The following is a 12566-nucleotide window of genomic DNA, read 5'->3' on the forward strand; positions in this document are numbered from 1 at the left end:
GACATCTGCGGAAAGACAGTTTGATACTTTCATATTAGAGATTCAAAAAGCGATCATAAATATGGATATCTGAGAAGGTGCGCTTCAAAATAAATAAAGAGTTTTGACAGACTCTCTAATCTCGTCCTTTACAGATGCCCATTCTCTATACACACCACTTTTTATTTTTTTCCAATTATATATTATTATATAAATAAAGCAGATTGGTTCGTAAAACTATCCTGAAAATAAGAAGATTTGAACCGTCTTCTAAATTTTGTAACGTTTGTGGATATTAGAATTCAGATTTGACATTAAAGGATAGAGAATATATCTGCCCTGATTGCAAAACATCGAATGTGCAAGTCCTATAGTAAAGTCTGTTTTAAAAAATACATATGAGCTCATCTCAAAACCAATATTATTCCCACATCAGTAAGAGTTTTAGAATTATCATTCAGGATCAGAATCTCTATTGATAATCCAGAATATGAAATTCAGAAAAGCAATTTTGAGTTCTGGGATGAGCTCTATTAAAATAATATTTTTAAAGTCCAGATCTAGATCTGGACTGCTGAATAATTTATGGTCTTAATTGAAGTTAACTTGCACATTATCAAACTTTATTTTACTTTCAGATCCCTAAACTGTACTTATTCTATCACATTTTTTCCTTAGTTTTTTCTTGTAATTCCAAAAGCAGTTGCTGAAGGATCAGACTTGGGAAGTCGGTTCTTTACTCCAACTAACCGCACAACCACCATACTGATCTCAAAGAAAACCACCATAGGCACGGCAACCATTATCTGACTGAAAACATCGGGAGGAGTGATAATAGCTCCTACGACTAAGAACAGAATGTATATATGCTTGCGGTAGGTCGCAAGAGTACTATATTTTACATATCCGTTACGGGTCAAGAAAGTAAGAACTATTGGAAGTTCGAAGATCACACCAAAGATTGCCGTGCATGAAGCTGCAAATGAAATAAACTTAAAGATCGAATAAGTTGCAGTCACTCCTGAGCCTGCTGCATCCATGTAAAGGTATTTCAGAAAGAGAGGCAACATAATAAAGTAAGCGTATGAAGCCCCAAGAATAAACATGACAATGACCGCTAAACTCAGAACGGTAAACTGCCCCTTTCCAATAGATACTGGAACTTTAATTGAGTACCGTTTCGAGATAGCCCTATAAGCATAGAATGCAATAATAGGCAGGATAAGGAGCACTCCTATTATAATAGAGAGCTTTAGCTTCAGCATCATTACTTCAAGAGGAGACACATAAACCAGCTTTGCGCCCTCGGGCAGAAGGTCAACTTTCATTTTCTCAATTATAGGACCTGTAAACTGGAAAGAGAGAATAATGCCTGCAGTAAAAACCCCGAAAATCACAAGTAACTTATTTCGCAGGGTCAGCAGGATTACACTGAGGTTTTCAATGGCTTCAGACATATGGAGTACCTATCCGGAAAAGCAAAAGAAAGTTCTTTATCCCATTTGAGGGAACTCTTATTCACTGCAGGGATTTTTATCATCAACTCTCTTTTTACCTATTTTGTTTTTTCGCTTTGGGTTTATCCGGCTCTTTTCATGGAATCCTTCAAATATTTCCTGAAACTGCCACCATTCAGGAGGAATTCGATTCTCGGAAGCCACAAAGTTCGAGTACGGAAACAATAGTGTTCAAGTACGGGGAACAATAGTGTTCAAGTACGGGGAACAATAGTGTTCAAGTACCGGGAAATAAGTAGTTATCTTAAAAACTTATATTTATAATAAGTGTATTATATTTATTACCTTAGTCAGGCTATAGTAATTATCTTAATTGAGTTGTACCAATTACCATAAATATATTATAAATTCTCAACTAATTTATATTAATTACGATAAGTATATTCTATAAATTATCTTAATTAAGTTATATTATTTCCTTTACCGGATTAAGATAGTTTGTTTAATCTGATTATATTAATCATTTTAAGTGTTTCTATTATAAAGTGTTTCTATTATAATGACTCGGGTGACATAAATCTTCAGATATGCCGCTATTGGGTATGCAAATATATAGTAGAAAGATATTGTGAAAAAGAACCATAAGCTGCATCCCGAAGATCTCCTGCACCTGAGAACCGAAATATCTCGAATGGGATGCAGATTCACATTTAATATTATGTTTCGATATTAATATATTTATCCAGGTACACATAAGAGCGGAAATAAATGGACTCACAGCACACAGCCAACGGAACAACAGCTCCTAACGGAAAAACATCGGGAATCAATTCATATACCTCCGGTGTTCCGGGAGATGTCGAAGAACCCATTACGTTCCACCTGTTAGAGCTAAGGAACCGTTTGGCAATTGTTTTAATCTGGCTTTTTCTGGGAATAATTCTTGCTTTCCCATTCTCGGCAAAAGGGATGTTGCTTATCTGGAAGGAATTTATAAGTACTGACATTTACATGACAGCGTACTCGCCCCTTGAATGGATCTTTGCTCGTCTCAAGCTCTGTCTTGTATTCGCCCTTGCGATCTCTATTCCGCAGCTATTCTATCAGCTTTACAGGTTTGCAGGCAAGGGACTTTATCCTCATGAAAAGCGCTTTTTCCTCAAGGTCATACCTGCATCTTTCCTGCTTTTTATCTTCGGGGTCGTTATAGGTTACTTTATCGTCCTGCCTGTAATGTTCAAGTACATTCTATTTTACTCAGGCGATGCGGCTACAGCGCAACTTTCCGTTCAGGATACTCTCTCAGCAGTAACCACAATCCTTGCAGGTTTCGGCATCGTCTTCCAGCTTCCCCTGCTTGTGGTTTTTGCCGTGAAAATGGGACTTATAGAATACCAGACTCTTAAAAAGCAGAGGATACTGGTCTACAGTGTGATTATGGCAGTTTCACTATTCCTTTCGCCTGATCCTACATTCATTGCCCAAATCCTTGTGGCATTTTTACTTGTAGTCCTTTTTGAGTTCAGCCTGTTACTTATCCGACTATTTTGATAGTCGGTTTGCATATTTATGGGATTATTTATTTTTAAAAACATGTATTTTTAAAATAATCTCCAAATAAGCCAGTCCACCGATGTTGTTACAAGAACTTTTATATTAGATTGTTGATAATAGCCAACAATGATAGGTACACCCGAATTGATAGCAATTCTCGTTGCTGTTCTCTTTCTCTTTGGGCCCCAGAAGCTTCCTGAGCTTGCACGGTCTTTAGGAGGTGCGATGGGAGAATTTAAAAAAGCCCAGCGCGCTTCTGAGCTTGAGCTCAATCAATTCGATGCCTACACCCGAAAGGCTGCAAATACAGTCGCTTCTGAGGAAAAAGAGAAAGAGAAGGAACAAAAAGAAACTCCAGGCAGTAGTAAAGAAGCAAAAACCGATTCAGAGCTGAAAACCTATACAGAGCAAAAAACCTGTACAGAGCTGAAAACTGATACAGAACTGAAAACCGGTACAGACTTGGAAAATAAGCAGGAAGCTGAAAAATCTCTCTCCGAACAGGAAGAGTCTCGAAAGAGCTGAAGCATTGGGACCAAGCTAAGATAAAAGGAGAATAAAGAGACAGACTGAATAGATCAAAATCAAATAGAAAAAAATAAATATAAAACATTTAAGATATAAATAGAACTAGAAACTTTATATACCATAAAAAATCTTAGCTTAATTTATAGATATTTTCAATTTATTAGATCATTATTACTGCTGAATTTTACTTATTTAAGAAAACGAAAAGCTTGAGGTTAAGCCATGATAGGTCCACAAGAACTTATACCGATTTTCGCAATAATTGTACTCCTTTTTGGGGCTTCTAAACTTCCCGAACTGGCAAGGTCCATGGGAAGTTCAGTGGGCGAATTCAAGAAAGCTCAGAAGGAATCCGAACTAAGCCTTAAGGAATTTGAAAAATCCATAACAGACCCCATAACTCCAAAGAGCAAGGTACAGGAAACTGCCCAGAAACTCGGGATTGACATAAGAGGAAAGACCGATGATCAGCTTCTGGAGGAGATCCAGAAAGCCGCAGAAAAACCAAAAGAGGTCTCAGAACCCTGAAAAATCCTGAAAAGTGAATTTCTTTTTTCTTTTCATGGCATTATTCCAGGTTTAACCTTTTTTAATTAAGTTTCTCTTTTTTATTTTAACCGAAATTTTTATTTTTTGTCCTGCCAGAATAAAGAGTAGTGAAACAACTTAACAGGAGTGTTTTTGTGGCAGAGCTAATCACTGAAGTCGACAACAACGATAACTTTCTCGGGCTGCGTGAACGAGAGGAGTTTTATTCGGGAAAACATATTCATAGGGCTGCCCAACTTATCCTTCTCAACCCTGAAAATAAAATGCTTATCCAGAAAAGAGCACCTCAAAAACGGTGGTTTCCGGGACGTTATACATACTCGGTAAGCGGTACTGTAGCAAATGAGTCTTATGAAGCCTGCATGGCACGGGAAATGCTTGAAGAAATAGGAATCTCGGTTCCATTCCAAAAATTATTTAAAATTCCCTGCGTCGTCGAAAACAAAGGAGCCTTTCATATGGTATTTTCAGGCCTTTGTTCGGAAAAAAATGCAAGCTTAATTCGGCCTGATCCGGAAGAAGCCGTATCTGTAGAATGGATTGAACTTGAAGAACTGCATAGGGCTGTCAAAACTGAACCTGAGAAATATACGCCTTCCCTGCGAGAAGGAATTATAAAAATTTTCCGCGAAGGGTGCGAAAAATATATTTTTTGAGATCTAATGGAACTCTCTCAGTGAGAATACATAATTGGTTCAGTAAAGAATCATGATTGGTTCAGCAAAGAATACCTAACTGGTAAATTTGCGGTTTTGCCCTGGAGTTTCTTTCCGATTCTTGTCTGGTGCTTATTCTTATCTGTCGTTTGCTGAGTACTCCGCTTAATATCCGTATTCACTCGGTGGATGTTTTGAACCGGCATATTCACCTACTATGGGAATGTGTTCCCCACATTTCGGGCAGGTTTTCTCAGGTGTGATCTCATACTTTTCAATATCGAAATAGCCACGCTTGATCAACATTTTTCCGCAGTTCGGGCAGAAAGTATTGTTGCGGTCACTGCCAGGAACATTGCCCATGTAAACATACTTCATCCCTTCCTCAGTTGCAATTTTACAGGCTTCCTCCATGGTTTTTACAGGTGTCGGGTAGAGGTCCTGCATCTTGTACTGGGGATGGAAACGGGTAAAATGCAGGGGAGTCTCAGGTCCGAGATTTTTATATACCCATTTTGAAAGTTCCCTTATTTCATCAAGGGAATCGTTTACACTTGGAATAATGAGGTTTGTAATCTCAACATGTATTCCAAGTTGTTTTGCAAGAGCAGAAGCCTCGAGCACAGGGGCGAGTTTTGCGCTGGCTACATCGTGATAGAATTTTTCAGTGAATGCTTTGATATCGATATTCGCGGCATCCAGATAGGGCGCTATGTGTCTGAGGGCATCAGGCGTCATATACCCATTTGTCACATAGATTGTTCCAAGCCCTGCCTCTTTTGCCAGTTTTGCACACTCGTAGGTATACTCATGCCAGATTGTGGGCTCATTATAGGTCCAGGCAATGGAGCTTGAACGTGAGAGGAGCGCCCTTTCAACAAGTTCATCAGGTGGAATATCCATTGTGTAAGCATCTTCCAGGCAGACCTGAGAAATCGACCAGTTTTGGCAGTGCTTACATCGGAAGTTGCACCCTATTGACCCGACAGAATAAACATAAGAACCTGGATAAAAGTGATAAAGGGGTTTTTTTTCGACAGGATCAACTGCCTCGCTTGAAACCGTTCCATAGATAAGAGTATATAGTTCTCCATCCCTGTTTTCCCGAACTCCGCAAAAGCCCCTTTTTCCCTGGGAAATTTTGCAACTATGGGCACAGAGCTTGCAGTGTACTTTATTATCTCCGATTTTCTCGTAGAGCATGGCTTCTTTTATCACAGCAATCCCCATTTAGAAATTGTTTTACAGCATAATAACGTTGCTGTTTCAGATTTTTCAGTTTTTTAGGAAGAAGTTGTCAACTCATGTGTAAGTTTCTGAACCTGGTAATACTATCTGGAACAATAGGGTTTAAAACAACACGATCTGAAACAATTCGATTTGAAACAAAGCGATCTAAAACAATGCAATCCGAAACAATCTCATTCCTTGATAACATTGCCTTTGCAGAAAAAGCAGCAATTATAATTTGTTTTCCACCTTGAACCTCATGCTGAACTCGGTTCCGTTTTCTCTATTCAATTCGATTTCGCCTTCCAGCTGATTAACCAGGATGCTTACCAGCTGCAAGCCAAGGGTTTCAGGATTTTCGAGGTTTACAGTTTCCGGGATACCTTTCCCATTGTCCGAGACCGTAAGGTTAAATTCTGTACTTTCGCCTTCTGGACCTATCTCTTCTCTGAGGTGTCCGAGCTTGTCGTTTCTGGAAAGTCTGATCCGAATTTCTCCGTTTTTCCCATTGGAAAACGCATGCTTCAGGGAATTTGATACCAGTTCATTGACAATTAGCCCTAAAGGTACAGCAATATCCATGTCAAAGAAAATATTCTCCTCCAGCTCCGTTTTGAGGCTGATAGCTGCATCTCCAAGCCTGTAAGTCTGGAAAAGGTTTCCAATGAGTTTCTGAAGGTACGGAGAAAAGTTAAGCTTCTCAGTTCCCTCGCCTTCATGCAATTCCTCGTGAATTAAGGCAATAGAGATTACCCTGTCCTGGCTTTCCCTGAAGGCCTCAAGTACCTCCGAATTCGTAACGCATTCCATGTTGTTGAACTTTTCAGCCTGGAGGTCTAGCAGGGAAGAGATTACCTGGAGATTATTCTTGATACGGTGATGTATTTCTCTCTGGCGGGCAATTTTAATGTTCGCAAGAAATTCTTCGGTTTCCTTCCTTTCGGTTATATCATAAATTGTGCCCTGGTATAATTTCGGATTCCCATCTTTTCCCAAGACTTTCTGGTAAATTTCGTGTAGCCATCGGATTTTTCCGTCCCTGTGTGTTATGCGAAAATCAACTTTGGCATATTTATTACAAGTTGAATCACGAATCCGTTCCTCTTCTTTGAGGAGTAAAGGCAGATCCTCAGGAAGAATTATCTCTTTCCACTTAGCTCTGGACATAAGTTCTTCTTCAGTATGCCCTGTGATCTCTTTAACAGCTCCGTGCATGAATATGGGAATGAAATTCCTGTCTGTCTGGAAGGCAATCCCCTGGAAATTCTGTATGAGAGAACGGTATTTCATTTCACTCGCTTCAATTTTTTCCAGTGTGCATTTCCATTCTGTAATGTCTTTCATCACACCAATGGCCCTGTAAACTTTTCCCTTTTCATCTTTTAGCCAGACGCCCCGGATTTCAACGTAGATATATTTTCCATCTTTTTTCCTGAACTTGAATTCGGCCTGAATTCTCGCTTTTTTCCTGAAGAAGTTCTCCAGATTTTTAATCGTCTCAGTCCTGTCTTTGGGATGAATATGCTCTATCCACAATGATTCATCAAGATTTTTGAATTCATCCGGAGAATATCCTGTTACTTCCCGGATAGCTCCTGCCCATTCAACCTCATGTGTCTCAATCCTGAAATCAAATACTAACTGCCCTGTCTGTTCGGCTGCAGTACGGTATCTTTCCTCACTTTCTTGCAGGCTTTGGCTTGCAAACTTCTGTTCTGTTATATCTTTTACAACTCCGATGACCCTGCTTATACCTCCGCTTGAGTCCAGTATATCGGTTACGTTTTCCTCAAGACAAGCATAGTTGCCATTCTTTTTTTGGAACCGGTATTCCAGACGGCAGTTTCTTCCATTTTTCATATGGGTTTCATTGTTTATCCAGAGCTTATACCTGTCCTCAGGGTGAACGTAATTCATCCATAAGTTCACACCTGCACTTTTTAATTCTTCAGGGGTATATCCCGTAACTTCTTCAACCGAGCCAAGCCAGTCGACCTTATCAGCCACGATGTCGCAATTGTATACCATCTGCCCTGTTTTTTCAAGAATTGTCTTGTACATTTCCTCGTTTTTCTTAATTTGTTCACTCAGTTCATTTTTAGAACTGAGACTCTCTTTCAGGATTTTTTCCGTCTTCCTGAGTTTGGTTATATCCTGCATTACAGTAACAATTCCTATAGTCTCCCCTTTTTCGTCGCATAAGGCTGATTTATTTAAAATAAAAGTCTTTGTTGTTCCGTCCGCAACTATAAGTTCCTGTTCTATGGTTCTCGTCCCACCATGATTCAGGATTTCAGTTTCTATCTGGATCCATTCGTTACAACCTTCCAGGAGATCCCTCTTTTCTACAATATATTTTCTGGGAATATCTGAAAATTTCCTGGCAAGTTCGAGGAGTGTTCTCCCTATAACCTCTTCTTTTGGGAGACCAATGATTGTCCTTGCATGCGCCTCATTTACTAGAAGAAAAACTCCATTTTTATCTTTGTATGAGACTGGATTAACCATAGTGTCGAGCATATCTTTTATAATACGAGGACCACCCCGAAAAATAAGATCTGAGACCTTGCTTTTTTCATCAGATACTTTAACCTGACTACAAGCCACATCATTGGCTTTTAGCTCAGTTGTCTTTTTATCTTTATTTACCAGTGCTGTCGTTTCTTCATGACATTCTGGTTCTTCCTTATAGTCTTTCATCTTCTTTCCCCAAGAGGTTCTCGAAAATCAAGTTTTTTGGCACTCAAATTAACAGATAAGCTCTATGTTTCAAATGGACAGGATACACGGTTAAATAAATACATATAAAGTTAAAAAAAGTTTTTGACGTTTTCTAAATTCAATTTACCGTTAGCCAATAAGTTAGGTTATATTTCATGATAATTAATAGTTATCTCTTCAGGAAAGAAAGGAAAAAGTAATTTTTGAAATTTGAAAGTAATAAATTTGATGGGTAATAATGATTAATTGATTATGCTATTGTTAATAATGACTATCTCGAATAATAATAATCAGAATAGCGCAATTAATAAAAAAACAACTGAGAATAAGTAACTGAAAAAAAGGAACTGAGAATAAATAACTGAAAAAAAGGAACTGAGGAAAAGGCAATCCTCCTGCAAGGTTCAGGTTGTTTTCCGTGCAAACACAATCCTTGAGCCATCCGTCATGTCAAAAGTACGGAAAACTTCAAGCCCGTAATTACCAAGCATCTCTATATACTCATTAAAGGGGACGCTGTTTTCGAAACTGTAACCTGATCCTCCTTTTTTCACACCTTCAAAAGTCCAGAGGTTCCAGTCAAGGCTGATAAGTGGACTTGATTTCATTTTTTCATCAGGCATCTGCCTGGTTACGAAAATGCCTCCAGTATTTAAGGCTTTAGAAAGCTTGGGGATTAGAGAAGGCACTTTTCCTCCGGGATTAAAGGAAGAAAAAATAAGGTCATAGCCACTTCCGAGTTCATCTTTAAAAAAATCTCCCGGAATTGTCTCTACTCTTGAAGCTCCATATTTCTCTATGAAATATCTTGTTTCTCCAGTAACAGGTGGAAGGTCGAATACAAAAGCCTGAAGGTCTTCATTTAGCTTTGAAAAAGCGATTGCATAAAGCCCGTGTCCTCCTCCTATGTCAAGCAGCCTTTTGACATTTGTAAAGTCAACATTTTCCATGACAACCTGTACAGTTTCTTGGAGCAGACCACAGCGTGCATTTTCAGCCATACAGTGAACAACTTCCCCGAAAAAAGGCCCTTTATCGACAACATCGGGCCCCTGTTTTATAATCTGAGGGAGGCGAGCCCAGCGTTCGACATTTCTGAGCCTTTCGGCAAGGTAATGTTGCTGAGAAAACGGAGAACTTTTTAGGAGATAAGTTGCACTGAGTTCAGAGACAAGGTACACTGCATCGCCATTCTTTGTTCCATTATCATGGTTCTCAGATTCGGTTTCAGGTTTTCTATTGTTTTGACTGGCGATTGCATCTATTTTTATAATCTGCGCCTTTTCTTCTTCCTTGTTTATTCCTTCCTCAAACCTGTCAAGGAACCCGAGACCATGGAGAGCTTCACAGAAATGAGGCATGAGCAGAGGATCACAGCCAAGCTTTTCAGCCAGTTCCCCTGCTGACAAAGGAGATTTAAGTGCTTCAAACACTCCGAGCTCAAGAGCCGAAACAATTAGTTTGTACTCTTTTAAACCCTGAATAGAAGAATCTATAAACTTGAAAAAGTGATCGAAATCGATCTCAGGCTTTTGCATTAAATCCAGAATATTTCCAGCTTCATCTTCATTTTTAAGCTTTACACTGGCGTCGAGTTCATTTTTTAATCTGTTATTATCTGTAGCCTGTGCATTAACTTCAGTATCAGGTTCCGCTTTATCATCAATATTACTTTCCATGCCCTATCTCCTTTTTATTAATTCTTCCATACTTTTCACAGATCAATTCACAGATCAATTTTAAAAATTTAATATTCTCATATATTTACCCACTGTAAATATTAATCTACTGAAATATTGTAATAATTAATAAGATATGAAATTTGCTTTATATTAATATCAGTAAACATTGTTAACTAAAGGTACTACTCTATGAAGATAAAATTCAAGGTTAAGATTGAAACAATTGAAAAATATTATTATAACGAACTGGTACATACGGCAACTTGCATAGAAACTTTCTTTTTCTTCTTAAACATTTTTATGATAATTTGGATCAGTTAGAGTTAGGATCAGGTAGAGTCAGGATTAGTTAGAGTTAGGATCAGGTAGAGTTAGGACTTGAGCAGGTCTGCCTGGGAATGGATACAGCTGCTCCTATGGAAATCGTAGTAAACGAACTTGTTTCAAATGCCCTGAAGTATGCTTTTCCTGCAGGAGAGAAGGGAGAAGGAGAAAATGGAGAAGGAGAAGATGGAGAAAGAGAAAATGGAGAAGGAAAAGATGGAGAAAGAGAAAATGGAGAAAAAGAAGATGGAGAAAGAGAAGATGAAGAAATTCACATAAGTCTCTTTGCATCAGAGTATAGCAATAGAGAAAATGAAGCCAGGAGTCTGCAAAAACGAAGGAGGCTTTCAGTTTATTTTCTCTTCTGATAGTTGCCGATAACGGAGTAGGCATTCCCAAAAATTTCGGCTTCAGAAATACCGATTCTCTTGGGCTTCAACTTGTAAATATTCTCGTAGAACAGATTGAAGGTTGTATTGAACTTAAAAGATACACTGGAACTGAGTTCCGGATCATGTTCAAAAAGCAAAAAAATGAATGTAAATGAATGTAAGAGACAGGGATTTTCAACTTAACCAGGCCGATTCTCTAAACTGAACTTTTCACACAAAAAAAGGCAAAAAACGATAAATTTAAAAAAGAACTTTAGAAGGATGCGTCAACATAATCGACCGGCCTTTTAAAAACAGCTGCTATCATACCGTTTTCGTCGATCTCGTCCGCAAACTTGATGAGCTCCCAGCCTTCAGTCCCGAGGCTGTTAAGATCTTCTTTTGCTTTTGACCACTCACTGAACCTTATCTCTTTAACATCATATTCCCAGATGGTCACTCTAATTCATCTCCAGTAAAGTTGGGTAAGATTAACTCATATATTAAGTGGTGGCATCTGCTATATTTAGCTTTTTAAAAAATAGATTTGCGATTAAAGCAACTAAAGTTGATTTGCGGATTGATTTAAAAATTGACCTGAAAATTGACCTGTAAATTGATTAAGAATTGACCTGAGAATTGACCTGAGAATTGACCTGAGAATTGACCTGAGAATTGACCTTAGTTAATCTTTCCAACTAAATTTATATTCAGGACTTTTTATTTAATGAACAAATAAAAAGAAAAAGTTGTTGAGAATTGATTTCTCTCAATATTTGAAGTGGAGAACCATGAGAGTTCATTCCTTAAATGAGGTTGAATTTCAACCGGTCTTAAAATAACTCAAATCTCTCAGTCCATCTTTAAATAAACTCAAATATCAACAAATTCATACTCACGGCTTCCAAACCCGATTTCTTCTCCATACTTGAGCTGGTGGGTTCCATCGATCATTGGCCACGCCCCTTTGAACTTATCGGCTCCGGCTTCGTGGTTACATTGAAGGGAGGAGTTGATGAGCCCTTTCTGCCTATTTACAAGGTCGTAACTTGCCTGGTCAAGGGCAACAGGATCTTTTGAGGCAAGAATTCCTATATCCGGTACGATAGGAGCATCACTCCAGGGTACGCAGTCGCAGTCAGGTGTAATTTTAAGCAGGAAATTTATGTAACCTACTTTTCCTTCTTTTCCTTTTACTGCCCCATAAGCGTACTCAGTAAGACATTCCAGGAAGTTCGGAATATCATGTTCCCAGTCTATAGTTATAGCTCCGGCAGGGCAAACTTCCATGCACTGTCCACAGCTTATACAGATATTGGGATCGATCATTGAGACTTCTCCCAGAAGATAAGGGGCTCCTACAGGACAGATTTTAATACATTTCTGGCAGCCTATGCACTTTTCTTTAACCACATGCGGGCTTGTCGGAAAATGCTGTTCCTTCTTGCCGGATGCCGGAGCACAGCCCATAGCAAGGTTCTTGATAGCTCCTCCGAAGCCCGCCATAATGTGCCC

General features: G+C 38.8%; 11 protein-coding genes and 1 pseudogene. 6 read left to right on the plus strand and 6 right to left on the minus strand.

The genetic code is table 11. The features are described 5' to 3' along the window. Window positions 1-195 precede the first annotated feature (195 nt). Window positions 196-338, plus strand: a pseudogene (locus A9239_RS20900) (zinc ribbon domain-containing protein); the annotation flags it as partial. A 315-nt stretch (window positions 339-653) separates the two neighbouring features. Here the strand turns inward: A9239_RS20900 and tatC (A9239_RS07805) are convergent. Further along, a complete protein-coding gene (gene tatC / locus A9239_RS07805; protein WP_048118332.1) occupies window positions 654-1436 on the minus strand; it encodes a Sec-independent protein translocase TatC in 783 nt (260 codons plus the stop codon). A 768-nt stretch (window positions 1437-2204) separates the two neighbouring features. On the opposite strand from tatC (A9239_RS07805), the gene tatC (A9239_RS07815) reads away from it, so the two are divergent. The 4 genes from tatC (A9239_RS07815) to A9239_RS07830 all read left to right on the plus strand — a co-directional run bounded on the left by tatC (A9239_RS07815) (window position 2205) and on the right by A9239_RS07830 (window position 4723). Then, window positions 2205-2987: a twin-arginine translocase subunit TatC gene (gene tatC / locus A9239_RS07815; protein ID WP_048118338.1), complete on the plus strand. Its 783-nt coding sequence runs from the start codon at window positions 2205-2207 to the stop codon at window positions 2985-2987. 129 nt (window positions 2988-3116) lie between these two features. After that, window positions 3117-3515, plus strand: a complete 399-nt coding sequence (locus A9239_RS18205; RefSeq protein WP_080941475.1) for a twin-arginine translocase TatA/TatE family subunit — start codon at window positions 3117-3119, stop codon at window positions 3513-3515. Window positions 3516-3740: 225 nt separating this feature from the next. Next, window positions 3741-4046, plus strand: a complete 306-nt coding sequence (locus A9239_RS07825) for a twin-arginine translocase TatA/TatE family subunit (RefSeq protein ID WP_048118341.1) — start codon at window positions 3741-3743, stop codon at window positions 4044-4046. A gap of 155 nt (window positions 4047-4201) precedes the next feature. Then, window positions 4202-4723 carry a Nudix hydrolase gene (locus tag A9239_RS07830; protein WP_048118344.1) on the plus strand — a complete coding sequence of 174 codons (522 nt, stop codon included), beginning with the start codon at window positions 4202-4204 and terminating at the stop codon, window positions 4721-4723. A gap of 165 nt (window positions 4724-4888) precedes the next feature. Here the strand turns inward: A9239_RS07830 and amrS are convergent, their stop codons facing one another. The 3 genes from amrS to A9239_RS07845 all read right to left on the minus strand — a co-directional run bounded on the left by amrS (window position 4889) and on the right by A9239_RS07845 (window position 10353). Beyond that, entirely contained in the window at window positions 4889-5941 is a 1053-nt protein-coding gene (gene amrS / locus A9239_RS07835; RefSeq protein WP_329957112.1) for an AmmeMemoRadiSam system radical SAM enzyme, read from the minus strand. Between the two features lie 243 nt (window positions 5942-6184). Next, window positions 6185-8653, minus strand: coding sequence for a PAS domain S-box protein (locus tag A9239_RS07840; RefSeq protein ID WP_052712740.1), 2469 nt, complete (start codon window positions 8651-8653; stop codon window positions 6185-6187). 425 nt (window positions 8654-9078) lie between these two features. Then, entirely contained in the window at window positions 9079-10353 is a 1275-nt protein-coding gene (locus A9239_RS07845) for a methyltransferase (protein WP_048118352.1), read from the minus strand. Between the two features lie 401 nt (window positions 10354-10754). Here A9239_RS07845 and A9239_RS19435 point away from each other — a divergent pair, with 401 nt between their 5' ends. Then, window positions 10755-11048 carry a sensor histidine kinase gene (locus A9239_RS19435; RefSeq protein ID WP_048155217.1) on the plus strand — a complete coding sequence of 98 codons (294 nt, stop codon included), beginning with the start codon at window positions 10755-10757 and terminating at the stop codon, window positions 11046-11048. Between the two features lie 277 nt (window positions 11049-11325). Here the strand turns inward: A9239_RS19435 and A9239_RS07855 are convergent, their stop codons facing one another. Both A9239_RS07855 and A9239_RS07860 read right to left on the minus strand, forming a co-directional pair. Then, window positions 11326-11511, minus strand: a complete 186-nt coding sequence (locus tag A9239_RS07855; RefSeq protein ID WP_011307667.1) for a hypothetical protein — start codon at window positions 11509-11511, stop codon at window positions 11326-11328. A 413-nt stretch (window positions 11512-11924) separates the two neighbouring features. Continuing rightward, a partial coding sequence (locus A9239_RS07860; protein ID WP_141706410.1) for a DUF362 domain-containing protein occupies window positions 11925-12566 on the minus strand: 642 nt, incomplete at its 5' end.

Origin of the sequence: Methanosarcina sp. A14 (genome assembly GCF_001729375.1) — an archaeon.
Lineage (GTDB): Archaea > Halobacteriota > Methanosarcinia > Methanosarcinales > Methanosarcinaceae > Methanosarcina > Methanosarcina barkeri.